Here is a 25,090-nt window from a genome sequence, read left to right as displayed (position 1 = left end):
CATAAGAAGTGTAGAATTTGGATTATAGAAGCGATTGGGCAATTTAATCGAACGTGTTGGAATCACTCCTGAAAATTTTTGATTTTGAAAACAAGTAAGGTGAAAGCTATCCGTTTTTCAACCCTGGAAGCTATTTGTAAAGAACTGGGGTGTCAGCCAGGTGATATATTGGAATATGTACCAGACTAAAAATGTGGTTCAGCCAATGCTGATCCACTTTTTTATTTAAAAAATATCAATTTATCTCGAAAATATTTTGTAAAAAAATCAACAAAATATTATAATAAGATTATGAAAACGGAATAAAGGAGATGTCTTTAAGGACAAGAACAAAGCTGACATGGAAGATAGAAAAAAGCTACAAAAATTTGCCATTCGTAAACTGAGCATGGGAGTGGGCTCGGTATTGATTGGACTTGCCTTCATTGGAGGAACACTTGAACCGAAACTGGTTCAGGCTGATGAAACCAAGCAAGTTTCCTTTCACTATTTAGCAGAATCGGAGTTGACAGCTGCTGAACGTGAACTCATTCATCATGAATTGCCACAAGAACTTAGACAAGAGAGCTATTATCTAGTCTATCGTAAGCAGGGACAAGCCGTCTTACCTCAAACTGGATCTATCAGCTTCCCCTTGGCTGGTGTTGGTCTTTTGACTGCTAGTTTGGTGGTTTTCCTATTTTCAAAGAAAAAACCTTCTAAGATAGTTGGAGTGTTATTGATTGCTTCTGTAGGTAAGAGTTTATTACTACCTTATCAAGTATTTGCTTTTGAACACAAGGACTTGCTAGCTTATGATCAGACTAAAACCCTTGTGTCTGCAGATGGTTTCTCTCAAGGGATTATTGACATTAAAGGCTATGACTATATTGGCTATTTATTAGAGTCAGATTTAAGAGGAACAGGGCAAGATCTAACATCTAGTGAAAATTCAGAAATTCCTGCAAAACCAGTAAATCAAGCAGCTATTCTTGAAATTCCTGAATTCATAGGTGGCGTATCCGGCGAATCCTTAGTCGAGTCAACTAAACCAACATTTGAAGGTGGAGTCAATGGCCCAGGTACAGTAGCCGAAGCCTTACCAGAGTATACTCCAGAATTTAGCAGTCAAAGTGGCGTGCCAGAAGTCCATGACAAAGCAGACTTTACAGGAGGCGTATCCGGCGACTCCTTGGTTGAACCGGTTAAGCCGGCATTTGAAGGTGGAGTCAATGGCCCAGGAGCAGTAGCTGAAGCCTTACCAGAGTATACACCAGAATTTAGTAGTCAAAGTGGCATCCCAGAAGTCCATGACAAACCCGACTTTACAGGCGGCGTATCCGGCGATTCCTTGGTTGAGTCGTCAAAACCAACATTTGAAGGTGGAGTCAATGGCCTAGGAGCAGTAGCTGAAGCCTTGCCAGAGTATACCCCAGAGTTTAGCAGTCAAAGTGGCATCCCAGAAGTTCACGCCAAACCCGACTTTACAGGTGGCGTATCCGGCGACTCCTTGGTTGAGCCGTCAAAACCAACATTTGAAGGTGGAGTCAATGGCCCAGGTACAGTAGCTGAAGCCTTGCCAGAGTATGAAGGAGGCGCAGTCCCAGTTGATACTCTGAAACAGGAGCACCCAGAGTTCACAGGCGGTGTATCAGGCGAATCCTTAGTTGAACCACCTAAACCATCATTTGAGGGTGGTGTTAATGGCCCAGGAGCAGTAGCTGAATCCTTGCCAGAGTATACACCAGAATTGAGTAGTCAAAGTGGCGTCCCAGAAGTCCACGACAAAGCAGACTTTACAGGTGGCGTATCAGGCGAATCCTTGGTTGAGCCAACAAAACCAACATTTGAAGGTGGAGTCAATGGCCCAGATGCAGTAGCTGAATCCTTACCAGAGTATACACCGGAATTTAGCAGTCAAAGTGGCCTTCCAGAAGTCCATGACAAACCAGAATTCACAGGTGGCGTATCAGGCGAATCCTTAGTCGAGCCAACAAAACCAACATTTGAAGGTGGTGTTAATGGCCTGGGTGCAGTGTCCGAAGCCTTACCAGAGTATGCACCGGAATTGAGTAGTCAAAGTGGCGTGCCAGAAGTCCATGACAAACCAGAGTTCACAGGCGGCGTATTCGGCGAATCCTTGGTTGAGCCAACAAAACCAACATTTGAGGGTGGTGTTAATGGCCAAGGAGCAGTAGCTGAAACTTTACCAGAGTATGAAGGTGGTGCAGTTCCAGTTGAAACTTTGAAACAGGAACTCTCCGAGTTTACAGGTAGCGTTAATGGTGAACCGCTTGTTGAACCTGTCCGACCTAGCTATGAAGGTGGTGTTAATGGCCAAGGAGCAGTAGCTGAAGCCTTGCCAGATTATAAAGGTGGTGCAGTTCCAGTTGACACACTGAAACAGGAACGTCCTGAATTCACAGGTGGCATTAATGGTGAACCGCTTGTTGAGCCTGCCCGACCTAGCTATGAAGGCGGAGTTAATGGCCTGGGTGCAGTGTCCGAAGCCTTACCAGAGTATGCACCAGAATTGAGTAGTCAAAGTGGCGTGCCAGAAGTCCATGACAAATCAGAGTTCACAGGCGGTGTATCAGGCGAATCTTTAGTTGAGCCGTCTAAACCAATATTTGAAGGTGGCGTTAATGGTCCGGGTACAGTAGCTGAAAGCCTACCAGATTATGAAGGAGGCGCAGTCCCAGTTGACACACTGAAACAGGAACTCCCTAGCTATAGTGGTGGTGTGAATGCCACTGAAGCGCTCATTCAAGATGCAAAACCGACTCTACATGTTGAAGTCCGAAAAGAGTTGATTCCTAAACAAACTAGGGAAAAGATTGATCCAGACATGCTTGTCGGTGAAACAAGAATCGAGCAAGTCGGTCAAGATGGTGAGAAAGAGATTGTTACCAGCTATGAGGAAAAAGATGGGAAACGTATCTCAGAGCTGAAAGAGACAACACGGATTTTAACAGAAGCTAAAGATCAGGTTATCATCCGTGGCAGCAAGGAAAAAGAAGAAATTAAACCTGAACCTGTCCTAACTCTTTCAAATATTACTGGAAATTCGATGGGCCGTTCAGCTCGCTTAAGTTATAACTTGGAGAAGGCAGATGGTGTTTCCGTTTCAAAAATTAGTGCCACTATTAAAGCCAAGGGGCTAGAGGATCAGACCATTGACTTAACGAGTGATCAGCTGGAAGCAACAGTTGATAATCTGAAACTTTATACGGATTACACCATATCTACAAGGATGGTCTTTAATCGTGGTAAGGGTGAAGAGAGCACTCTACTTGAGGACAAGAAGCTTCGTTTAGAACTTAAAAAGCTGGAAATAAAAGATATTAAGGAAACAAGCCTTGTTAAGGTTGAAAATGGCAAAGAGTCTGTGATTCAGCACTTGACAGAAGTGCCAAGAAACTTGGAAGACTATTATCTCAAGATTAATTCAGAGGACCATAAGACCAGCCGTTTAGCCATCAAGTCAATCCAAACTGAGAGAATTGATGGAAAAGAATATTATAAGGTGAATGCTGAAGCAACTGACTTGATTCAACGCAATGATCAGAAAAATTTTGAAGAAGGCTTTAGCTACTATCTAGCTAAGTCAAGTGCTGATTCTCCTGCGATTGCTGGTGTAAAAGAATACGCTTATCAGGATATCCAAGATTATGATAGCCGCCATGATCAAGCCTATCGCAACCTTGAAAAATTGCAACCTTTCTACAATAAAGAATGGATCGTGAATCAAGGGAACAAACTGGATCTTGATCACAATCTAGCCAAGAAAGAGGTAATCTCTGTTATCGCCATGAAAGGGAAAGACTTTGTAACGGATCTTTCAGTGGCAGACCATATCATGGTTCATTATGCAGACAAGACCAAGGATGTATTTGCGATTAGTGCTCAGAATTCTGGCTTGACTGCTGTTAAGGAATACAAGATTGCTGACTTAGATGTGCTTTATACTCCAGATATGCTGGTTAAGGACCGTTCAGCCCTTGTTAAGGACTTGACATCTATCCTGAAAACAGTGGACTTACAGTCGGATGGAGTTTATCGAATCCTAGATGATCAAACCACTAGACTTGATAAGAAGGTTGAGGCTGTGAAGAATTGGTATCTAGAAGAAAGCTTTGCAGAAGTCAAAGCGCAGCTGGGAAGCCTGGTTGATAAGTTACTTACAAATCTAGACTACCAGTGGAATGATTCACCTGCTAGTACCGCTGCTCTGAAGAAAAAAATTCAGGATCATCAGTCAGCTGTCATGCTGGGACTTGCTTATCTTAATCGCTATTACGGTATCCGATTTGCGGATTACAAGCTGAAAGAACTCATGCTCTTTAGACCAGATTTTTATGGCCAAAATGTGGATATCTTGGATCGATTGATTGAACTTGGTTCAAGAGAGAACAACCTAAAAGGCGACCAGACTCATGAAACTTTTGCCAGAGTCCTAGCCAAGGATACAAAATCTGAAGATTTACATGCCTTCTTAGACTACAACAGACAGTTATTGACGACTGACAAGGATATGAATGACTGGTTTGTGAATGCCACCAAGGGCCATGTCTACATAGCAGAGCGAGCTTCTAAGAATCAAGAAATTGCAAATCGGAAGCATCGGGCTTATGACAATCTTAATAACTGGTTGCATCGCAATATGATTCTGCCTTTGTTGAATGTCAAGAAGGCACAGATGTTCCTGATTTCCAACTACAATACCATTACTTTTGGATCAGCAGATAAATCTGGTAAAACCATAGACCAGATGAAAGCTGACATTGATCTAGTAGCGGACCGTCAGTTGACTTACTTGGACTTCTGGTATCGACTTGCTACTGATGAAGTTAAAGACCGTATGGTTAAGAGTGACTTTAATGTAGCTACACCAGTTTGGGAAGGCTATCGCGTTGATGGACGTGGCTGGGTAGAGCGTTATGGACATACTAGTGGTATGGAAGACTACGCGCCAATTCGTGAGGTATTTGGACCAGCAGGTCGCTACTATAAGGACAATAAGCTAGGAGCTTATGCCTCTATCTATCCTAAAATTAATGCCAGAGATGCTGTTCACTTTGTGGAAATCGATATGATGAGTGAGTATGGCTTGTCTGTCTACACCCATGAGACAACTCACGTAAACGATCGCATTGTCTATCTGGGTGGCTACAAACACCGTGAAGGAACCTATGTAGAAGCCTATGCTCAGGGTATGCTCCAGTCACCGGCTGAGGAAGGTCATCAGGGTGAGTACGGCGCTCTCGGGCTCAACATGGCTTACATGCGACCAAATGATGGGGATCAATGGTACAATCCAGATCCAACCAAGTTGCAAACACGCCAGCAGATTGACCACTACATGAAGGGTTATAACGAGGCCTTGATGCTTCTAGATTATCTGGAAGGAGAACGAGTTCTCGCTAAGAATGATCTGGCTTTGAAGAAGGCTTGGTTTAGCAAGATGACCAAGCAAATGCGTCATCAGGACCAAGATAATAAACTCCTTGCTCCTAACCAGTGGGACTATGTTCGTCCATTGACGGCTGAGGAAGCCAAAACTCAGCTAAATTCTGTGGATGACCTAATCAAACATAACATCATTACCAATAGGCATTATCAGGGAACTTATCGACCAGAAGAACTCAAGACAGCTTATGTCAATGTCAAAATGGTGGATGCTATCTATGGTGGAAACACAAGTCAGGGAGCTCCAGGAGCCATCTCCTTCAAGCATAATGCCTTCCGTATGTGGGGTTATTATGGCTACGAAAATGGTTTCCTAGGTTATGCTTCTAACAAGTACAAGGATGAGGCGTTAAGCGAGGGGCATGACACCCTTGGAGATGATTTCATCATCCAGAAGGTTTCGAAAGGCAAATACCAGAACTTAGAAGAATGGAAGAAGGCCTGGTTTGACGCTATTATTGCTAAGGCTAAACGAGGAATCCATGGTTTTGAAATTGATGGTCAGCAAATTGATTCTTACGAGAAATTGCAAGACTTGTTTGACCAAGCAGTAGAAACGGATTACCGAAACTTCAAGTATGGAGGCTCAGTTGCCAACTATACAGTAGCTCTGAAGAAAAAAGTCTTCCAAAAACTATTGCAGGTCACAGATGCCTTTTCATCCGAACTCTTTCCCAAAGGATAGATAAAAGAGAGTGTGTTCAGATTTCCTAAGGAAGTGAAATCTACTTTAGCATTCTCAAAGAATAAAATTGCCAGATCTCCTGTTTGGGGTCTGGCTTTTATGGTATACTTAGGATATGCATAGAAAAACAGTGATTGATTTTAGAGCTTTGGGTGAGCGATACACCTTTACCCAGCCTATCAAAGAGTTAAAAACCAGAGATTTAGCAGAAGTGACAGACTTGTTAGCTCAAGTGGAAAGCTACCAAGAACAGGGCTATTATGTGGTGGGTTATGTCAGCTATGAGGCTGCGCCAGCTTTTGAGGAGAAGTTGGTGGTTCACGAGGGTCCCTTGTTAGGAGAGTATCTCCTCTATTTCACTATTCATGACAGCGTTGAAAAATCTAGCATTCCTCTGACTTATGAGGAGGTGGATTTGCCTTCAAATTGGCAGGAAGTAACATCTGCAGAGGACTATGAAAAGGCCATTGCTCAGATTCACCATCATTTAAGGCAAGGGGACACTTATCAGGTCAATTATACTGTTCAACTCAAACAGGAGTTATCTGCCAATCCTTTTGCTATCTACAATCGCATGGTGATAGAGCAGGAGGCAGGTTACAATGCCTATGTTGAACATGACGACATGGCAGTGATTTCCATGAGTCCAGAACTATTTTTTGAGCAAAATGGGCATGAATTGACGACTCGTCCTATGAAGGGCACAACTAAACGTGGTTTGAATAACGATGACGACTTGAAAGAGGCGGCTTGGTTGGAACAGGATCCCAAAAATCGTTCAGAAAACATGATGATAGTGGACCTCTTGCGCAATGATATGAATCGTCTGTCTGAGGTGGGAAGTGAGCATGTGGAACGTTTATGTCAGGTGGAACAGTATTCAACGGTTTGGCAGATGACTTCGACCATCAAGAGTCAGTTACGACCAGATATTGACCTAGTAGAAATCTTCCGTTCACTCTTTCCATGTGGTTCCATCACAGGAGCACCCAAGATAGCGACCATGGAAATTATCAAGGACTTGGAGCCCCAATCTAGAGGAGTTTACTGTGGAACTGTTGGACTCTTACTTCCCAATGGTAGACGGATTTTCAATGTGGCTATTCGAACCATTCAACTGCATAGAGGGCAAGCCCTCTATGGAGTCGGTGGAGGCATCACTTGGGATAGTACTTGGGAGTCAGAATACCGTGAAGTCCAGCAAAAGGCTGCTGTTCTATATCGCAAACAGCCTCATTTTAAGCTGATAACGACAGGAAAAATCAGCCAGAAAACCTTGCTCTTTGAAAAGCAACATCTAGAAAGACTACAAAAGGCTAGTCGTTATTTTGCCTTTCCATTTGATGAAGATAGTTTGAGACAAGAGATAGAGAAAGAGTGTCAGGCCTGTGACCTCCAGCAAGACTACCGTTTGCGAATCAGTCTCAGCAAATCTGGAGAAATAGAAATTGAACGACAAGTATTGACACCACTTAGCTCTAACTTTTGTCAGGCTAAATTTTGTCTGCAAGAAGCTGATTTGGAGCAGGCCTTTACCTACTTTAAGACGACACACAGACCGCATTTGACAATGGGAGAGCAGGAAATCATCTATCACACTGCTGATGGAAAACTGCTTGAAACCTCTATTGGGAATCTGGTCTTAAAAATGGAGGGCAAGCTCTATACGCCACCTAGTCATCTAGGACTGTTACCAGGGATTTATCGAAATCATTTGCTTGAAAGCGGACAAGTAGAAGAGAAGATATTGACCATAGAAGATTTGAAGCGAGCAGATGTCATCTATGGCTGTAATGCAGTCAGGGGCTTGTATGAATTGTCAGTAAAGGAGAACTAATTGAAACTTATATTTTTACATGGCCTAGGTCAGTCAGCAGATAGTTGGAAAGAAGTTCAGGATTTACTGGCAGATTATCCTTCTGAAGCCCTAGACTTATTCCCTTCTGGAGTTGGGACTTATCAAGAAGCCAAAGAGCGTATTTATCAGCACTTATCAGAGGAGACAGAACCTTTTGTCTTAATCGGTTTGTCTTTAGGGGCTGCACTTGCATTGGAGCTTTCAAGTTATGAGATACAATATCTTCAGGCCTTGGTTTTGTCAGGATGTCCACTGAAATTAGCAGGTAACATTCCTTTTTACATTCAGTTGCTGATATTCAAATTGCTTCCTAAGAGGATATATGAGAAGCAGGGGGCAGATAAGGCTCTTATGGTTGGAGTTTCTGAGGAATTAAAAACACTTGATTTAAGAGAGATTGCACGGAATTGTCCCTATCCAAGCTTGTTAATTTGTGGTAGTCAGGATAAGCCTAATCTCAGTTCAATGAAAAGTATTCATGAACTGATGCCAGATTCTCAGTTTGAGATCATCTCTGACGGCCCTCATGTCTTGAATAAGGCAAAACCAAAAGAGTTTGCAGAATTAACCAGAAGTTTTCTTGAATTGCTGAAACAAGTTTGATAAAATAATATTGAGATTGATATTATAATTTTAGGAGAAAATCATGAACAAACGTCATTTATTAAAACTAGGCCTAGCTTCTTTACCTGTCCTAGCTTTGTTTTTACAACCTGTTGTGGCAGATGAAAGTATCCATTTTTCAAGCTGTAAGGAAGCTTGGGAGAATGGATATGCAGATATTCATAAGGGAGAACCAGGTTATTCTGCCACTCTGGATAAGGATCATGATGGAATCGCTTGTGAATCGAAGAATGCGCCTCAGGGAGTTTTAAAAGAGAAAAAGACGAGTGCATCTCAAGCTAACAACAATGTAGCACCTACCCCAAGTGTAGCAGCTGAAAGTGGCTGGGTTCGTCAGAATGGATCTTGGTACTATTTTTCTGAAAATGGGAAACCAGTAACAAATACTTGGCAGGGGGCCTACTACCTCAAGTCGGATGGAAGAATGGCTGAGAATGAGTGGGTATATGATAACTATTACCAAGCTTGGTATTACCTCAAATCAGATGGATCTTATGCCCGCAATACTTGGCAAGGAAGTTACTACCTCAAATCAGATGGTAAAATGGCTCAGGGTGAATGGATTTATGATTCTTACTACAAAGCCTGGTATTATCTGAAATCAGATGGATCTTATGCGCATAATACTTGGCAAGGTGCATACTACCTCAAGTCAAATGGTAAAATGGCTCAGAGTGAATGGGTCTATGACTCTTCTTACCAAGCCTGGTATTACTTGAAATCAGATGGATCTTATGCTCGCAATGCATGGCAAGGAAATTACTATTTGAAATCGGATGGTAAAATGGCTAAGAATGAGCGAGTGGATGGCGGACGCTATTATGTAGATGCTTCTGGTTTGTGGAAACCATAGAATAGAAAAAAATTCTGGAAAGTTAATGCAAACCTTTGCACTGATGGTCAGATTTTGTTATACTAGTACTGTAAGCATTTTCAATTAAGGATAAGGAGAAGACGATGAGTCAAAAGATTATTGGGATTGACCTTGGTGGAACTTCTATCAAGTTCGCAATTTTAACACAAGAAGGAGAAATCCAAGAAAAATGGTCTATCAAGACTAACATTTTGGATGAAGGAAGCCATATCGTGGACGATATGATTGAAACTATTCAACACCGTTTGGGATTGCTTGGATTGTCTGCTGAAGATTTCCGTGGAATTGGTATGGGATCACCTGGTGTGGTTGACCGTGAAAAAGGGACTGTTATCGGTGCCTACAACCTCAACTGGAAAACTCTTCAACCAATCAAAGAAAAAATGGAAAAAGCCTTGGGTATTCCATTCTTCATCGACAACGACGCCAACGTGGCAGCTCTTGGTGAGCGTTGGATGGGTGCTGGTGAAAACCAACCAGACGTTGTCTTTATGACACTTGGTACAGGTGTTGGTGGCGGTATCGTGGCAGAAGGAAAATTACTCCACGGTGTTGCTGGTGCTGCTGGTGAACTTGGACACATCACAGTTGACTTTGATCAACCAATCGCATGTACTTGTGGTAAAAAAGGCTGTCTTGAGACAGTAGCTTCAGCGACAGGTATCGTTAACTTGACTCGTCGTTACGCAGATGAATACGAAGGCGATGCAGAGTTGAAACGCTTGATTGATGACGGAGAAGAAGTAACAGCTAAAACTGTCTTTGACCTTGCGAAAGAAGGGGACGACCTTGCTTTGATCGTTTACCGTAACTTCTCACGTTACTTGGGAATTGCATGTGCCAACATCGGTTCAATCCTAAACCCATCAACAATCGTTATCGGTGGTGGTGTATCAGCTGCAGGAGAATTCCTTCTCCAAGGCGTGCAAAAGGTTTATGATGAAAATACCTTCCCACAAGTGCGCACAACAACTAAGTTGGCTCTTGCCACTCTAGGAAATGACGCTGGAGTTATCGGAGCAGCATCACTTGTATTGCAATAAATAAACATAAAAAGGAGAAAATTGCTTTCCGTAAGCGAGTGATTTTCCTCCTTTCTTTTTTTATGCTATACTAGTTAAGATAATGAATGAGGTGATAGCAAATGACAAAAGCAGATACGATTTTTAAAGAAAATATCGAGCGAATCTTGAATGAGGGTGTGTTTTCCGAGCAAGCACGTCCCAAGTATAAGGATGGAACAGTGGCTAACTCCAAGTACATCACAGGTGCTTTTGCGGAGTACGATTTGTCTAAGGGGGAATTTCCCATCACGACCTTGCGCCCCATTGCGATCAAATCCGCCATCAAGGAAGTACTTTGGATCTACCAAGACCAGACCAATAGTTTGGAAGTTCTCAATGACAAGTACAATGTTCACTACTGGAATGATTGGGAAGTAGGAGATACAGGGACAATCGGCGAACGTTATGGGGCTGTTGTTAAGAAACACGATATCATTAACAAGATTCTCAAACAGTTAGAAGCCAATCCTTGGAACCGTCGCAATATCATCTCACTTTGGGATTATCAAGCTTTTGAGGAGACAGATGGCCTCCTTCCATGCGCCTTTCAGACTATGTTTGATGTCCGTCGAGTAGATGGGGAAATTTATCTGGATGCGACTTTGACCCAGCGTTCTAATGATATGCTGGTGGCTCATCATATCAATGCTATGCAGTATGTGGCTCTTCAAATGATGATTGCGAAACATTTTGGTTGGAAAGTTGGAAAATTCTTCTATTTTATCAATAACCTTCACATCTATGACAATCAATTTGAACAAGCTCAGGAATTGCTCCGTCGTGAACCTTCAAATTGCCAACCCCGTTTGGTCTTGAATGTACCAGACAAGACTAATTTCTTTGATATTAAAGCAGAGGATTTTGAGCTGGTTGATTATGATCCAGTAAAGCCACAGTTGAAGTTTGACTTGGCCATTTAATACTCTCTGAAAATCTCTTTAAACCACGCTAGATTCCTTTTCCTATTTGGTTTTTATTGAGTATAAAAGAATAGAACAAAAGAAGTTGAGAAAAAATCTCAACTTCTTTTGTTGCTTAGCGTGATACGCGACGGCGAGCTGCTTTCTTACGATTTTCTTCGATGAAAGCTGCTTTTTGTTCTTCTGGTTCGATCACTTTCTTTTTAACTGCGTATACTGCACCTGCAACTGCAGCGACAGTTCCTGCAATACCTGTTACAAGACCTTTAGCGAATCCTTTAGCCATGAGTATTCCTCCTTTAACTTATAAATCAGCCAGCTACCTCAAGAGGTCGCATTTTTCTGACTGACCTTTTTGTGATATAATAATAGTAACGAAAAAATGGGAATTTTTCAAGGAAAAAAGATGAAAACAAAAATAATTGTGATTGTTGGACCGACTGCAGTTGGAAAGACAGCTCTAGCCATTGAAGTTGCTAAGCACTTTAATGGCGAAGTAGTTAGTGGAGATAGCCAACAAGTCTATCGAGGACTAGATATTGGGACAGCCAAGGCTAGTCCAGAGGAGCAGGCAAGTGTTCCTCATCACTTGATTGATGTGAGAGAAGTAACCGAGTCTTACTCGGCTTTTGATTTTGTTTCAGAAGCTAAGGCGGCCATTAAGGATATTCAAAGTCGAGGTAAGCTCGCTATTATTGCAGGTGGGACAGGACTTTATATCCAGAGTCTGCTAGAAGGATATCATTTAGGTGGGGAGACACCTCATGAGGAGATTTTAGCTTATCGTGCTAGTCTAGACCCTTTTTCAGATGAGGAGTTAGCCCATCTTGTAGAGCAAATAGGCCTTGAAATTCCCCAGTTTAATCGTCGTCGTGCCATGCGTGCCTTGGAAATTGCCCATTTTGGTCAAAACTTGGAAAATCAAGAGACCTTGTATGAACCTCTGATTATTTGCTTGGATGATGAGCGTAGTCAATTGTATGAACGGATTAACCACCGTGTGGATTTGATGTTTGAAGCTGGACTATTGGATGAAGCTAAGTGGTTGTTTGACCATTATCCAGATGTGCAGGCTGCTAAAGGGATTGGCTACAAGGAACTCTTTCCTTATTTTCGTGGAGAGCAGAGTTTGGAGGAGGCTAGTGACAGTCTCAAACAGGCGACCCGTCGTTTTGCCAAGCGTCAGCTAACCTGGTTCCGTAATCGTATGCAGGTGACCTTTTATCAAATAGGAGAATCTGGTGTGACAGACCGTATTTTAAACCAGATTGAGGAGTTTTTAAATGATTGAAACGGAGAAAAAAGAGGAACGAGTCCTGCTCATTGGTGTTGAACTCCAGGGCATGGATAATTTTGACCTCTCGATGGAAGAGTTGGCTAGTTTAGCTAAGACGGCTGGTGCAGTTGTAGTCGATAGCTACAGACAAAAACGTGAAAAATACGACTCCAAGACCTTTGTCGGAACTGGTAAGTTGGAAGAAATTGCTCAAATGGTAGACGCAGAAGAAATCACGACTGTCATCGTCAATAACCGTCTGACACCTCGACAAAATGTTAACCTCGAGGAAGTGTTAGGTGTCAAGGTCATTGACCGTATGCAGTTGATTTTGGATATCTTTGCCATGCGAGCTCGAAGCCATGAAGGCAAACTCCAAGTGCATCTAGCTCAGCTCAAATACCTCTTACCTCGTTTGGTTGGTCAGGGGATTATGCTCAGCCGTCAGGCAGGGGGGATTGGTTCCCGTGGTCCAGGTGAAAGTCAACTGGAGCTGAATCGTCGTAGTGTTCGCAACCAGATTACAGATATCGAGCGCCAGCTCAAGGTGGTTGAGAAAAATCGGGCGACAGTTCGAGTAAAACGTTTGGAGTCAAGTACTTTTAAGATTGGCTTGATTGGCTATACCAATGCTGGAAAGTCAACTATTATGAATACTTTGACCAGCAAGACACAGTATGAGGCAGATGAGCTTTTTGCAACTCTAGATGCAACGACTAAAAGCATTCATCTTGGTGGCAATCTACAGGTAACCTTGACAGATACCGTTGGATTTATCCAAGATTTGCCGACAGAGTTGGTGTCCAGTTTCAAGTCAACCTTGGAAGAAAGCAAGCATGTGGACCTTCTAGTTCATGTTATCGATGCCAGCAATCCTTACCATGAGGAACATGAAAAAACAGTTCTTTCCATCATGAAAGACTTGGACATGGAGGATATTCCTCGCTTGACCCTTTATAATAAAGCGGATTTGGTGGAGAACTTTACGCCTACTCAAACGCCATATGCATTGATTTCTGCTAAATCTAAGGATAGTCGCGAACAGTTGCAGGCTTTATTGTTGGATAAGATTAAGGAAATTTCTGAAGCATTTACCTTGCGCGTGCCTTTTGCTAAGTCCTACAAGATTCATGATTTGGAGAGTGTCGCTATCCTAGAAGAACGTGTCTACCAAGATGACTGTGAGGTCATCACTGGCTACATTGCAGATAGAAACAAATGGAGATTAGAGGAATTTTATGACTGATATCAAAACTTTGGCACTCAAGTATGGTGGCTATACAAGTCTAGACAAGGTCTATCTGGATCAACTTTTAGCTGGTAGGTCTGAAGAGGAGCAACTAGCCCTTATCACACCTCCACCCAGCGTAGTGAATGCCTACTTTGCAGAGCTTTACCAGAAAAAGAGTCCTCAGGCTGCAACAGATTATTTTGCTGAATTGACTCAGGAGCTAAACCTCTATAATACTGAACCAAGTTTTACTGAAGAAAGCAAGCCATTTATTCGCCTTAACCTATCAGGCAAGTCTTTTGGTTTTTGCTATGAGAGTATAGGTCTTGGCCGTATTTTCTCTGAATATGAGGAAGCAATTACGGATGAATTACTCTTTGAGATTGCGCAAATTTTTCCTCATCAGCTAGTTTTTGTGGAGTCTGGTAAGATTTACATGAAGGCGATTGGAGAAGAGGATATTGTTAACGTGGAAAATCTCACAGCTTTGACAGATTTGGAAAGCTTGGCAGATGGAAGAAAGCGACTCAAAGGCTACAGCCAAGAGGATTTACTACAAGAAGCTAAATCTTTCTCTGGCAAGTTTTATTACCGCTCGGAAAATAGAACTGCTATGTTATATATTGATTAATTAGAAAGTATCGAATGGATATTCAATTTTTAGGAACGGGGGCTGGTCAGCCCTCTAAAGCCCGCAATGTTTCAAGTCTCGCCCTGAAACTCTTGGACGAGATTAACGAAGTCTGGCTCTTTGACTGTGGAGAAGGAACGCAAAATCGCATTCTGGAAACCACAATTCGACCACGTAAGGTCAGCAAAATCTTTATTACCCACCTACATGGAGACCATATTTTTGGCTTGCCAGGTTTTCTTTCTAGTCGTGCCTTTCAAGCCAATGAAGAGCAAACAGATTTGGAAATCTATGGTCCCCAAGGCATCAAATCTTTTGTCTTGACCAGTCTACGAGTGTCAGGTTCACGCCTGCCCTATAAGATTCATTTCCATGAATTTGACCAAGATTCTCTAGGGAAAATTCTTGAAACCGATAAATTTACAGTTTATGCGGAAGAGTTGGATCACACTATTTTCTGTGTGGGCTACCGTGTCATGCAAAAGGACCTAGAAGGGACCTTGGATGCTGAAAAACTCAAGGCTGCTGGTGTCCCATTTGGACCGCTTTTTGGAAAAATCAAAAACGGTCAGGATGTGGTATTAGAGGACGGCACCGAGATCAAGGCAGCAGACTACATCTCAGCTCCACGTCCAGGTAAGATTATCACTATCTTGGGTGATACTCGAAAAACGGATGCCAGTGTGCGTCTGGCTGTCAATGCGGATGTCCTTGTCCATGAGTCTACTTATGGCAAGGGTGACGAAAAGATTGCCCGCAACCACGGTCACTCAACTAATATGCAGGCTGCACAGGTAGCGGCAGAAGCAGGAGCCAAACGACTCTTACTCAACCATATCAGTGCTCGTTTCCTTTCAAAAGATATCAGCCAGCTCAAAAGAGATGCAGCAACGATTTTTGAAAATGTCCATGTGGTTAAAGACCTAGAAGAAGTGGAAATCTAGAATCTCGAGAAAGGAAAAGTATGTCTACTATTCTCATTACAGGTGCTAGCGGTGGTCTAGCCCAAGAAATGGTCAAACTCTTGCCCAATGATCAATTGATTTTGCTGGGTAGAAATAGAGAAAAATTAGCTCAACTATACGGAAATCATCCACAGGCAGAATTGATTGAAATCGATATTACCGATGATTCAGCCCTAGAAACTCTGGTAGCAGACCTCTATCTCCGCTATGGCAAGATTGACGTTTTGATAAACAACGCTGGTTATGGGATTTTTGAGGAATTTGACCAGATTTCTAATCAAGATATTCATCAAATGTTTGAGGTTAACACCTTTGCTCTCATGAATCTATCTCGTTTGGTTGCTTCTCGTATGAAGGAGATTCGAAAAGGTCATATCATCAATATCGTCAGTATGGCAGGATTGATAGCGACTGCTAAGTCTAGTCTATACTCTGCGACCAAGTTTGCGGCCATTGGTTTTTCAAATGCTCTTCGCCTTGAACTCATGCCCTATGATGTATATGTGACAACTGTTAATCCAGGACCTATCCGTACAGGATTTTTTGACCAGGCAGATCCAGATGGGACCTATCTCAAGTCGGTTGACCGTTTTCTATTGGAACCAGATGCTGTCGCGCAAAAGATTGTTAAGACCATCGGAAAAAACAAACGCGAGCTCAATCTCCCAATCTTGCTCAATCTAGCACACAAGTTTTACACCCTCTTTCCTAAGCTAGCAGATAAGTTGGCTGGAGAAACCTTTAATTATAAGTGAGAAAGCTGTTCCCTTGAGGAATGGCCTTTTGCTTTAATTAGGAGAAGTTGTTGATCAAAAAAAATCCCTGAAAATACTGGTAGTTTATCCCTGTTAGATAGCTTTGAGGTATAATAGAGATAAGAAAGTTCATTAGATAAATGAAGTCCCAAACCAGATAGCTTACCGTAGATAATGCCCTATTTATAACCGGAGGTTGACAATGGAATTATTGACAATTGACCAAATCATTTCCATTACCCAAGAAGAAACGCAGGGGCTGGACCCTGAGATAAGAGAAGGAATTGTCCTGAGCCATACTGAACTGCCCGTGTCTGAACTGGATCGTTTGAAAAAACAATTACAAATCCAAGATTTGGATCCGATTTTTAGGAAATATATTTTGGCCTATAACTGGGGGCAGGTCGGTTTTTTAAGTTACCAGTTTGGATATGGGGACGACACTAGTCTTACTTGGCTAATCAATCGCAATCTGGAATACCACGATTACTCGACTCTACAAGAAAGAGGCTTGTTCATCATTGCAAATGGAGATCCCTACACTATTTTGCTGGACTGTCAATCTGGGGCGGTCTATGCTCTTGATGCAGAGATGAACTATGATGAAAAAATATGGCTGGCATCAGATTTTCTAGCATTTGTTAGAGCCATGGGAACGGCTCAATCTGCAGTTTGGAAGGGTTGTGAAAGTGACTTCATCCACTTGATGACTAGAAAAGGCCATGCGTCCAGTTTGATATTTTGGCAGAGTCTGGTCGGATTTTATGATTGAAAATAGAAGGAGCAAGTCATGGAATTTATTGTAGCTGAGGAAGGGATTCCTCAAAATATCGGAAGTCAGGGAGCCCTGATTGCCTATTATGGCAGTGAGATAGAATTTCATTATGAAACCGTTCCACCACACGGTGATGAGATTTTTTCTGCCAAGTTGCCTTTGTTGGGGCTTGATCTGCCCTTTTGGATCTATGGGAGAAATCTCATGTTTTTAGATGCTTACTACCTCTTAGCAGAAACAGTTAAGAAAGGGACTTGGGATCCCATAACGAGTATGCTCATCGACATTCATACGGGGGAATACGCCAGCCTAGACCACTGGTACAATCATATATCTATTGAGCAAAACGGTCTTGAGTTGAAAAATGATTATGATGGACAAGCCCTGACCTTGAAAACTGTTGACAATCTTCATTGGCTTGCCCTAGATGCTAAATCAGAAGAAAGGAACTAAATATGGCAAAGAAAAGAGTAACCTTACCAAAAGAGTTTAAGGATTTAATGGATGAGGGAAATATTGAAGCCCTTAAAGCAGTCTATGATCGTTGTGAATTAACCGCTCATGATGGAAGATTTAGCTTATGTACACCTCTGCATATGGGAGGAGTCCCAGATGAATTGGTTATCTGGCTGGTGGAAAAAGGCTTAGATATCAATATCCCTGATTATTATGGAGCGACTCCTTTGTACCGTCAGGCAACCATGGGAAGAGAGACTGTAAAACTCTTGCTCGAATTGGGGGCAGACATTGGAAAACCTAATACCTATGGTGAGACCCCCCTACATGTAGCAGCTGAGTTTTTCCATCCTAAGACTGTCAAACTTTTGATTGATAAGGGAGCAGATGTCAATGCTAAAAATGATATGGGAAGAACCCCACTAGCTTCAGTCTTGATGGTTTGTCGGGGGATTTATATTGCCCAAACAGCTGAAATTGCCTCTATGCTGCTGGATGCAGGTGCTAAGAAAACATCTGCTATGAAAGAAAAGGTTGAAAATATTGGTAAGGATTTTGAATTTCATAGAGAAGGGATCAATCCCGATTATCTAGAAGCAGCAGATCAGGGTCTAGAAAAACTTTATGCTTTGTTTGATGTCAAGCCGGTAGCCAAACGAATAACCCACGATGGAGTTTCTCCGATTCTCGTAAAAGAAGGTAGTTGGGAGGAGCAATACGAGGAACTTTGGTCCTTCTTGATTCCTTCAAGTGGAGCAGCAAAAACTGTTCAGGGGGAAGTTATCCGTATACCAGGTCGAGTTCGAGATGAACTGGATCGCAATGGTGGGGTCAACTGGGACAGGGACTATAGAAAAATGCTTCAGGCTCTCCCTCAATACTTGTCTCTAGGAATCCCTCTTTCAGACCAAGAATTGGAAGAGACTAAAGAGCTTATTGCTCAAGTTCATGGGAAAGATTTTGATGACGAGCCTCGCCTAGACCGCCTGTGTCAGCTAGCTCTTGCTTGGGTTAAGCAAAATTCTGAACCCCTGCTCCTAGAAAAAACAAGTTATAAGCGTTAAAAAGCATTGGAAGACAGATAAAATAAAGAAATCATGGTGAAATGATGCAACTAATTGACCAAGTTAAAAAAATAGAAACTTATATTTGTGAGTGTTTTGAAGTCTGGGATTTGGATGATCCTGTAGAGGAAGGATATCTGGAAGATTATCAGGGCATTTCTGGTGCTTCCGAAGAAGAGCTTCAAGCCTTTGAGGAAAGATTTGGTATTCGTCTACCTAGTGACTTCAAAGAGCTTTATAGCTATAAAAATGGGAGTAAATACCTCTCTATTTTACCTTGTGTAATTGACCAGAGAGATTTGACTTTTTCTCTCATGAGTCTACAGGAAATTGAGACTTGTAAAAAGTACTTTCAAAATAGAGATGCTCTGTTAACCGAATTTCCCGACTATTTTTCTAGTCAAGACCTAGAAAACATGCATGATAGTAGAATTAAGCCTTATCTTTTTAATAAAAAATGGCTTCCTTTTGCTCAGTATTGTGACTCTTGTTATCTTATGCTGGATTTTGATCCAGATCAGGAGGGTCAGGAAGGACAGGTTATTTGCTACATCCATGATCCTGACCAGGTGATCTATGCGGCTAAAAGCCTTACAAATCTGATTGAAGGGATAATGGAAGAAATCATATGAATGGACAAATGTATCAGATAGCCTGTATCGTGGCAGCAGCTAGGAAGGCTTTAAAAAGTGGTAAAGAAATATGCTATAATCCTGAAAAATATACAAATAAGTTGAGCTTTCAAATTTTGCCGTCAGAAAATGGGGAAGTTATAGAACTATCTGTATCTGACTGGTTTGAAAATCTTAAGGAAAAAGGTTTGAAGGACTTACAATTATTTTGTCCTATTTCAGTTGAAGACAGAGGTATTTTAGGATTCTCTAATACGACACAGAGTTCAATTCTCTGTTTTTATAAAGATGGGAAGGCAAGTTATTTCCTACCAAATTGGGAAGCTGCTTCCTCAGGTAGGGGCTGGGATGTTACCTACACCGAGTATGAATGGGAAAGGTCTTCTCAAGACATTCCCCACTATGAAAATAATATCGAAGAATTTAAGGACATATTGTCTCGTATAGAAGATTTAGCAAGTAAAATTGAATGTGACAACTTTGCCAAAGTCTTTCACTCTGCTAGAAACTTTTTGCTAGATCCAGAATCTGGTAAAGGACTGGCAGAACCTCAAATTCCACCGCAACATTTAAGCATATTTAGAGCTGCAAGTGCAGCGGATGTTTTTGGAGCAATGGGCTCCTGGAATGATGAACCTGGATGGCTGGCACAAGATAAGGGACTGGGTCAAGTATACGATGAACTTTCAGATCAATTGCTAAGAAATATTAGATCAGCCATTCTATTTGCCATCAACGAGTGGTGATGGATTAGGAGAGAGAAAATGGGGAAGTTAAAGTTAAGTCTATTGAATAAATGGGAACTAGACAAGGAATACAATAGTGTTCTCAATTCTGTCATGTTACAGGGTGGTAGAGCCTTTGTCTTAACCAGTGAGAAGGAAGCTTCCAATCTCTACTGTCTGCTTGAAGTATCACCTTTGGGTGTGAAGGAGATAGATGCTTGGGATTGTGACCATGTTTGGGAGGAAGAGCCTCTACTCTTTACAGATGGACAAAATATTGGCATCATCAAGGCTGGCAAGGAAATAGTCTATTATACTGGTGATTTTTCTAATCCAGAAATCATTGCCATAAAGAATCCGCAAAGTATACTTCCTAAAAAGGCACAAGAGAGATATTTTCAAATCGTATCAGATAGCGACCAGATACCCGTGTGTTTTGAAGATCAAGTTTATACAAACCAAGCAAGAAACTTTGCCCTTTTAGAGTTTGATAGGGAGAAAAAGCAGGCGAAGTGGACCACTTATTCGCATATTGATAAAAAAGAGTTAAATCACCACGACACGAGCTCTGATGCTTGTCCTAAAATTGATAGTATGAAATGTTGGAAGCAAGAGCTCTATGCCTTTAGCTCTGGAGAAAGTCAAACCTCTGTCAATAAATGGGGCATGGACTATTATGCTCTTGTTAAAATCTCTAGTGATGGTCGTATTATTGAAAAGTTATTAGAATCTGAACATTTAAAGGCTTCAGGTAAAAAAGCTGGTGTCAATGGACTCTTTACGGATTCGCCTTATCTTATCCTGAACCCCCTATTTAAGAATGATGATTGGAAGGGCAAGCAAAAGCTATTTTCTCTGGCAACAAGAGAATGGTGCGATATAGCCTTGCCTAGAGGAATGAGTAAACACAAGCTTCAAAATATGACAGACAACTTTTGTTTAACCTTCCTTTACGACAGAGGATTAAAAGAACTTGCCCTTTGTCAGATTGACTAGGCTGTAAATTGGAGTTAGGAATATTCTTAGAATAGATGAAGAAAATAAAAAAATTAAAAATGTTAAAACATCTTGACATTTCATCGATTTAGAGTATAATAAAAAATGTAAAGAGCTCTTAACATTGTTTTGACAGATTGGAGGAACAGGACTATGAGAAAAATGGATGAAATGGACAGAGCGATTCAGCTACGTTCTGAGGAATGGGGTTATAAAACGGCTCTATTTGGCTTATGTGGATGGACAGTATTTAATATTTATCAATCTATTACAAAAGGCATTGAACTTGAAATGTTACCATGTCTGATTTTATGTTTATCTATTTCTGTTCAAGGATTTACACAAATTGCCATAAAACAGAAAATGGTTGATGGTGATGAAGATTTTAAAGAACCTAATAAACTTGTTCAAGGAGTAATTTTGATGGTTGTTATCCTTATCGTAGTTTTGGCAATTGGCATTTATTGTTTTCAGAAAGACTAATGCTGTATGAAAAATAATATCAAACAGCTAAGAAAGTCTGAAGGACTACGTCAGGAAGATATGGCAAAAATATTAGGCGTTAGTCGACAAACCATTATTGCTATCGAGAATGACAAGTACAATCCTACACTTGAACTAGCAATGAAAATTGCAAGGTTGCTACAACTACATGTTGAAGAAATTTTCATTTTAGAAGATTAAAGATATCAGATAGCATTTATTCTAATCATCTGATTCGTAATGATGGAGAGTTTTCCGGTTCATGGAAACTCTCTTTTAAAGCTCATAAAGAGTCTACTCAATTTTACCCTTGTCCATCTATATATCTATCGTAAAACTGGTATAAAAATTGCAAATCGAATCTTAAAATAGTATACTAGAACTAGCAATTATGAAAACGTTTGCGTTTTTTGTTGATTATTTAGGAGACAAGACATGGAATTAACAGCCATTTATCATAGACCAGAATCAGAGTATGCTTATCTGTATAAAGAAGATCAGCTACATATCCGAATCAGAACCAAGAAAAATGACATTCAGCAGGTCATCCTGCACTATGGGGATCCTTTTATTTTCATTGAGGATAAGTATGAAGCCAAGAAAGAAATGACCAAAGTAACCTCAGATGCCCTATTTGACTATTGGCAGGTTACGGTATCGGTTGATTTTGCACGGATTCAGTATCTCTTTGAGCTCCTTGATGAGGAAAGTCAGGGTGTTTTTTACGGTGATAAGGGGTGTGTAGAACATACTCAAGAAAACTTGGATTCGGAAGGAAATGGCTTTAAGCTTCCTTATATTCACGAAATTGACGGTTGCCAAGTTCCTGACTGGGTTTCAAATACCGTTTGGTATCAGATTTTCCCAGAACGATTTGCTAATGGAAATCCTAATCTAACTCCAGATGGAGCTCGAGAGTGGGATGCTGAGCTTGCGCCTAACAGGGATGACTTTTTTGGTGGAGATATACAAGGAATTATCGACCATTTAGACTATCTTAAAGATTTGGGAATCACTGGACTTTACCTATGTCCGATTTTTGAAGCTACAACCAATCATAAGTACGATACGACGGATTATTTTGAAATCGACCGTCACTTTGGGGATAAGGAAGTCTTTGCTACTCTAGTCGAGGAAGCCCACAAACGTGGTATCAAGATTATGCTAGATGCAGTATTTAATCATATTGGCAATCAGTCAGTCCAATGGCAGGATGTTCTAAAAAATGGAGAAAACTCAGTTTATAAAGATTGGTTCCATATACAAGAATTCCCAGTTACTGAGGATAAACTTAAGAATCCAAGACAACTCCCTTATCATACTTTTGCCTTTGCTAGCTATATGCCTAAGTTAAATACGGCCAATCCTGAGGTTAAAGCTTATCTTTTAAGTGTTGCGACCTACTGGATTGAGAATTTTGATATCGATGCTTGGCGTTTGGACGTTGCTAATGAAATTGACCACCAGTTCTGGAGAGATTTCAGAAAGGCAGTTCTAGCTAAAAAGCCTGATTTGTATATTTTAGGTGAAATCTGGCATACGTCTCAGCCTTGGCTAAAAGGAGATGAGTTCCATGCTGTCATGAACTACCCGCTTTCTGAAAGTATCAAGGATTATTTCCTGCGTCAGCATAAAAAGGCAGAGCAGTTCATTTCAGAAATCAATAGCCAGTCAATGTACTACAAGCAACAAATCTCAGAAGTGATGTTTAACCTTCTGGATTCTCACGATACAGAGCGTATCCTTACAACTGCCAAAGGAAATGTCCAGCATGTCAAGGCTGCTCTAACTTTCCTCTATCTTCAAAAAGGGACTCCTTGTATCTATTACGGAACAGAGCTGGCACTTAAAGGTGGACCAGATCCCGATTGCCGTCGTGTCATGCCTTGGGACCGTGTGTCTGAAGACAATGACATGCTGATTTTCATGAAGGAATTAATCAAGGTTCGTAAGGAAGTTGCAAGTATTATCCAGCATGGTTCCTATAGCTTGCAAGAAGTGAAACCAGATGTTCTAGCTTTGAAATGGAACTATGAAGGGAAAGACGTTCAAGCCATCTTTAACCAGTCTTCTGAGAACTTTGTTTTAGATAGAGATTCAGTTGATTTAGCTAGTCATTGCCAGCTTGAAGATGGACATCAAGTCATCTTACCTGATGGATTTGTAGTTTATTTAGATTCGATTTAAACCGGTTTTTAACTCCAACACATGCTTGTTTTAAACCAGAAAGGAAAGACCGATGGAAAAACTTCAAGTTTCTGAAGAATGGTTGCAAAAATACCAAGAAATCAAACATATTTTGACCTCGTCTGTCAATTACGCAGCGTGTTTCGAGATGAAAGAAATAGACGGCAAGGAAGTCTTTGTCTTAGATATGGGGGAAGTGACCTTCCCAAGTGGAGAAATTTTAGTTAGGGATCCCTTGGTCTGGCTCCGTAGGAATGAAAAACCCTATTTAGAGACCGTTCCAAAAGGAACATTTCCTCTCAAAACCTTGGTAGTTAAAATCGAAGAAGATCATTATAGGTATGTTGCAACAAGAGTTCAATTTACAGATAAACTTCCAGTTGTTTACTATGAAGCTTTAACTGGTACTGAAAACCTGGATTCTGTTGAAGAAGATTCTTATTTTGGATTTTCAGTCGATGCAGGCTTGGCAACTATTGTGGATGTTGAGACAAAAAATGCCTACTGTGATTTTGAAGAAAAATGGTATCAAGAAAATCCTGAAAAAAACATCTATGATGATTTCTTTGAGGAAATTTTTGCTCAAAATGCCATAGAACATCCCCTATGTCAACGAGAAGGCGGTGATTGGATTAACTTTAAAATACCACATACAGACCTGACTATTCCAATGATACAATCTGGTTTTGGAGATGGAAATTATCCTGTTTACTTTGGCTATGACAAGGATCATCAACTATGTGATGTGGTTATTGAGTATATCTATGTAGGATAAGGAGTTGGATAATGGCACTCAAGGAAGTTTATGATTATTTTCGTCACTATGATAAGGACACTTATCAAGTTGTCGCTTGCATGGGCAATGAACCATCGGAAGAAGATGTTCAGGATTTTGAAAATAAATACGGCATTCGTCTGCCAGAAGATTTCAGGGAATTCACCATGTCATCTCTGGGAGGTCTCTTTATGGAAGTCAGGGAAGAGCTATGGCCAAGAGCCAAGGCTTACGATGTAGCCCCTTTTTGGACCTTCTGCCGAGGTATCAAGGTCTTGGGAATTGCAAATGGCATCCCAGACTTCCTAGACATTCGAATAAAAACTAAGGAATTACATGATTTAGGATTTGTTGACTATATTCCATTTCTATCTATCATCGGGGATGGAGATGTGATTTTCTGCTTTGATAAGGACAATCATATAGTAGCTCTAGATTGGTATAATAGTGGCGAAACTGAAGAGCTTGAATGTGATTTTTCAGAGCTATTGCTTCAGCAAATTGCAGAGTTGGAAGAACGTAAAAATGAGATGATCAAGCTTTTGGAAAAGGGGAAATCTAGTCAATAATCTAATAGGAAATATCAGTTTGATAGTCCGTAAAAGAGGTTGGGACAAAAGATCCCGACCTCACTTTTTATTAGCAATCAAACTTTGACGCGGTAGC

Annotated in this window: 23 protein-coding genes and 1 pseudogene; 23 read left to right on the top strand and 1 reads right to left on the bottom strand. The window is 41.1% G+C overall.

Going from position 1 to position 25,090, the window contains the following annotated elements:
* The first annotated feature begins 34 nt into the window (after positions 1–34).
* The 7 genes and pseudogenes from ADH81_RS10625 to ADH81_RS02355 all read left to right on the top strand — a co-directional run bounded on the left by ADH81_RS10625 (position 35) and on the right by ADH81_RS02355 (position 11,473).
* A pseudogene (locus ADH81_RS10625) lies at positions 35–189 on the top strand (helix-turn-helix domain-containing protein).
* Positions 190–340: 151 nt separating this feature from the next.
* Positions 341–6,133 (top strand): SIALI-17 repeat-containing surface protein, encoded by a 5,793-nt coding sequence (locus ADH81_RS02380; RefSeq protein WP_049526239.1) that lies wholly within the window; start codon positions 341–343, stop codon positions 6,131–6,133.
* 115 nt (positions 6,134–6,248) lie between these two features.
* Positions 6,249–7,970: an aminodeoxychorismate synthase component I gene (gene pabB, locus ADH81_RS02375; protein WP_049526237.1), complete on the top strand. Its 1,722-nt coding sequence runs from the start codon at positions 6,249–6,251 to the stop codon at positions 7,968–7,970.
* On the top strand, positions 7,971–8,594 hold the full coding sequence (locus ADH81_RS02370; RefSeq protein ID WP_049526235.1) for an alpha/beta fold hydrolase: 624 nt from the start codon (positions 7,971–7,973) through the stop codon (positions 8,592–8,594). It abuts the gene before it with no gap.
* A gap of 43 nt (positions 8,595–8,637) precedes the next feature.
* Complete coding sequence (locus ADH81_RS02365; RefSeq protein WP_080979263.1) at positions 8,638–9,468, top strand: excalibur calcium-binding domain-containing protein; 831 nt, start codon at positions 8,638–8,640, stop codon at positions 9,466–9,468.
* Between the two features lie 104 nt (positions 9,469–9,572).
* A complete protein-coding gene (locus ADH81_RS02360; RefSeq protein ID WP_049508573.1) occupies positions 9,573–10,532 on the top strand; it encodes an ROK family glucokinase in 960 nt (319 codons plus the stop codon).
* Positions 10,533–10,633: 101 nt separating this feature from the next.
* The gene (locus tag ADH81_RS02355) at positions 10,634–11,473 is read left to right on the top strand and encodes a thymidylate synthase (RefSeq protein WP_049526234.1); all 840 of its coding nucleotides are present in this window, start codon (positions 10,634–10,636) and stop codon (positions 11,471–11,473) included.
* Between the two features lie 115 nt (positions 11,474–11,588).
* Here ADH81_RS02355 and ADH81_RS02350 read toward each other — a convergent pair whose 3' ends face one another.
* Positions 11,589–11,759: a DUF3042 family protein gene (locus ADH81_RS02350; RefSeq protein WP_049526232.1), complete on the bottom strand. Its 171-nt coding sequence runs from the start codon at positions 11,757–11,759 to the stop codon at positions 11,589–11,591.
* 120 nt (positions 11,760–11,879) lie between these two features.
* On the opposite strand from ADH81_RS02350, the gene miaA reads away from it, so the two are divergent.
* The 16 genes from miaA (at position 11,880) to ADH81_RS02270 (ending at position 24,993) form a co-directional block, all read left to right on the top strand.
* Entirely contained in the window at positions 11,880–12,764 is an 885-nt protein-coding gene (miaA, locus tag ADH81_RS02345; RefSeq protein ID WP_049526230.1) for a tRNA (adenosine(37)-N6)-dimethylallyltransferase MiaA, read from the top strand.
* Positions 12,757–13,995 (top strand): GTPase HflX, encoded by a 1,239-nt coding sequence (hflX, locus tag ADH81_RS02340; protein WP_049526227.1) that lies wholly within the window; start codon positions 12,757–12,759, stop codon positions 13,993–13,995. Before miaA ends, hflX begins: the two co-directional genes overlap by 8 nt.
* The gene (locus tag ADH81_RS02335; protein ID WP_049526225.1) at positions 13,988–14,611 is read left to right on the top strand and encodes a cystathionine beta-lyase; all 624 of its coding nucleotides are present in this window, start codon (positions 13,988–13,990) and stop codon (positions 14,609–14,611) included. Before hflX ends, ADH81_RS02335 begins: the two co-directional genes overlap by 8 nt.
* A 14-nt stretch (positions 14,612–14,625) precedes the next feature.
* Complete coding sequence (gene rnz / locus ADH81_RS02330; protein ID WP_049526224.1) at positions 14,626–15,555, top strand: ribonuclease Z; 930 nt, start codon at positions 14,626–14,628, stop codon at positions 15,553–15,555.
* Between the two features lie 20 nt (positions 15,556–15,575).
* Complete coding sequence (locus tag ADH81_RS02325; RefSeq protein ID WP_049526222.1) at positions 15,576–16,331, top strand: SDR family NAD(P)-dependent oxidoreductase; 756 nt, start codon at positions 15,576–15,578, stop codon at positions 16,329–16,331.
* 202 nt (positions 16,332–16,533) lie between these two features.
* A complete protein-coding gene (locus ADH81_RS02320; protein ID WP_049526221.1) occupies positions 16,534–17,103 on the top strand; it encodes a hypothetical protein in 570 nt (189 codons plus the stop codon).
* Positions 17,104–17,121: 18 nt separating this feature from the next.
* Complete coding sequence (locus ADH81_RS02315; protein WP_049526220.1) at positions 17,122–17,559, top strand: hypothetical protein; 438 nt, start codon at positions 17,122–17,124, stop codon at positions 17,557–17,559.
* 2 nt (positions 17,560–17,561) lie between these two features.
* Positions 17,562–18,626 (top strand): ankyrin repeat domain-containing protein, encoded by a 1,065-nt coding sequence (locus tag ADH81_RS02310; RefSeq protein ID WP_049526218.1) that lies wholly within the window; start codon positions 17,562–17,564, stop codon positions 18,624–18,626.
* A gap of 44 nt (positions 18,627–18,670) precedes the next feature.
* Complete coding sequence (locus ADH81_RS02305; protein WP_049526253.1) at positions 18,671–19,258, top strand: SMI1/KNR4 family protein; 588 nt, start codon at positions 18,671–18,673, stop codon at positions 19,256–19,258.
* The gene (locus tag ADH81_RS02300) at positions 19,255–20,004 is read left to right on the top strand and encodes a hypothetical protein (protein WP_049526216.1); all 750 of its coding nucleotides are present in this window, start codon (positions 19,255–19,257) and stop codon (positions 20,002–20,004) included. Before ADH81_RS02305 ends, ADH81_RS02300 begins: the two co-directional genes overlap by 4 nt.
* 18 nt (positions 20,005–20,022) lie before the next feature.
* Complete coding sequence (locus ADH81_RS02295; RefSeq protein WP_049526214.1) at positions 20,023–20,979, top strand: hypothetical protein; 957 nt, start codon at positions 20,023–20,025, stop codon at positions 20,977–20,979.
* A gap of 153 nt (positions 20,980–21,132) precedes the next feature.
* Positions 21,133–21,462 carry a hypothetical protein gene (locus ADH81_RS02290; protein WP_033584556.1) on the top strand — a complete coding sequence of 110 codons (330 nt, stop codon included), beginning with the start codon at positions 21,133–21,135 and terminating at the stop codon, positions 21,460–21,462.
* 6 nt (positions 21,463–21,468) lie between these two features.
* The gene (locus ADH81_RS02285) at positions 21,469–21,663 is read left to right on the top strand and encodes a helix-turn-helix transcriptional regulator (RefSeq protein ID WP_033584559.1); all 195 of its coding nucleotides are present in this window, start codon (positions 21,469–21,471) and stop codon (positions 21,661–21,663) included.
* Positions 21,664–21,897: 234 nt separating this feature from the next.
* Entirely contained in the window at positions 21,898–23,649 is a 1,752-nt protein-coding gene (locus ADH81_RS02280) for a glycoside hydrolase family 13 protein (RefSeq protein ID WP_049526212.1), read from the top strand.
* 52 nt (positions 23,650–23,701) lie between these two features.
* Positions 23,702–24,424, top strand: coding sequence for a DUF4241 domain-containing protein (locus ADH81_RS02275; protein WP_049526210.1), 723 nt, complete (start codon positions 23,702–23,704; stop codon positions 24,422–24,424).
* 11 nt (positions 24,425–24,435) lie between these two features.
* Positions 24,436–24,993 (top strand): SMI1/KNR4 family protein, encoded by a 558-nt coding sequence (locus tag ADH81_RS02270; protein WP_049526207.1) that lies wholly within the window; start codon positions 24,436–24,438, stop codon positions 24,991–24,993.
* Positions 24,994–25,090: the final 97 nt, after the last annotated feature.

The organism is Streptococcus pseudopneumoniae, assembly GCF_001072925.1.
GTDB classification, from domain to species: Bacteria; Bacillota; Bacilli; order Lactobacillales; family Streptococcaceae; genus Streptococcus; species Streptococcus pseudopneumoniae_Q.
The sequence above is the reverse complement of the archived record's forward strand: the minus strand, read 5'-3'. Positions and strand labels throughout refer to the sequence as shown.